Source organism: Mycolicibacterium sphagni (genome assembly GCF_002250655.1).
In the GTDB taxonomy this organism is placed as follows: domain Bacteria; phylum Actinomycetota; class Actinomycetes; order Mycobacteriales; family Mycobacteriaceae; genus Mycobacterium; species Mycobacterium sphagni.
Genome location: NZ_NOZR01000058.1, coordinates 1 through 1,284 on the forward strand (window position 1 = coordinate 1; position 1,284 = coordinate 1,284).

1 protein-coding gene is annotated in these 1,284 nt (G+C 65.7%); it reads left to right on the forward strand.

All coding sequences use genetic code 11. The features are described 5' to 3' along the window. Positions 1–80: 80 nt before the first annotated feature. Positions 81–1,225, forward strand: a protein-coding gene (locus CG716_RS29365) for an IS3 family transposase (protein ID WP_094484661.1) whose coding sequence is annotated in 2 segments (ribosomal slippage) — positions 81–348 and positions 348–1,225 — 1,146 coding nt in all. Because the reading frame shifts where the segments join, the coding sequence is not laid out codon by codon here. The last annotated feature ends 59 nt before the right edge of the window (positions 1,226–1,284 follow it).

A 1,284-nucleotide genomic window follows, 5' to 3' on the forward strand; every position in this document is an offset into this window, starting at 1 on the left:
TGGCGTGTTCCCCGTGAGTGAGACCGGGAGGTTTTAGAGTCCTGTGGCCCGATGTCGGGCCGGAAGGGACGATGGAACACATGGCTGGTCGGAAGCGGAATTCCGCGGAGGACATCGTGCGCAAGTTGCGCCGGGCGGATGAGCTGGCTGCTGAGGGCAAGACCGGTGAGGAGATCGCCGCCGAGCTGCAGGTATCGCCGGCGACGCTGTACAACTGGCGGCGCGCCTACGGCGGCATGGATACCGACGCTGCCAAGGAACTCAAGGAGCTGCGCGAGCAGAACGCCCGCCTCAAGCGGCTGCTGGCCGACGCCGAACTCGAGAAGGACGCGTTGCGGGAGGTCGCCAAGGGAAAATTCTGAGCCCAGCTGCCAAGCGCCGCGCCGTGGATATGCTCAAGACGACGTTGAGCATGTCGGAACGGTTGGCGTGCAAGGCCGTTGGGCTGGCCCGCTCCACCTACCGCCGCCTGCCACTGGCGCAGACCCAAGCCGATCCGGACGCCGAAATGAGGGCCTGGCTGCGCGCCTACGCCACCAAACACCCCTGCCATGGGTTCCGGCGAGCCTGGGCGGCGCTGCGCTACGACGAGCGCCGCGAGGTCAACAAGAAGAAGATCCACCGCCTGTGGCGCGAGGAAGGCCTTCAGGTCCGGGTGCACAGCCCCCGCAAGCGGGCCGGGATCTCCTCGGTACCGCCGGTCCTCGCCGATGCACCGAAGGTGGTGTGGGCGATCGACTTTCAGTTCGACTCCACGATCGACGGCAAGGCCATCAAGATCGCCTCGATGGTCGACGAGCACACCCGCGAGTCGCTGCTGAACCTGGTGGAGCGCTCGATCACCGGCGAGCACCTGGCCGAAGAGCTCACGAAGGTGTTCGCCGCCCACGGTGGCCCGCCGAAGGTGCTGCGCATGGACAACGGGCCGGAGATGGTTTCGGCAGCGCTGCAACGGTTCTGCGAGGACAAGACCGGGACGGTCTACATCCCGCCGGGCTGCCCGTGGGACAACGGCTACATCGAATCGTTCAACAACCGACTGCGTAAGGAGTGCCTCAACCGCAACTACTGGAACACCCTGTTCGAGGCCCGTGTGGTCATCGGCGACTTCAAGGACGACCACAACCATCGACACCGCCACTCGGCCCTGGGCTACCGCACACCGGCCGAGTACGCTGCGGCGTGCAGGTGCACCCACACCCCGGTGGCCTGCAGCATCAACTGAGAACGGATCAAACCAACCCGACTCTAAAACCGGGTGGACTCCGTAACGGGGACTCGCCA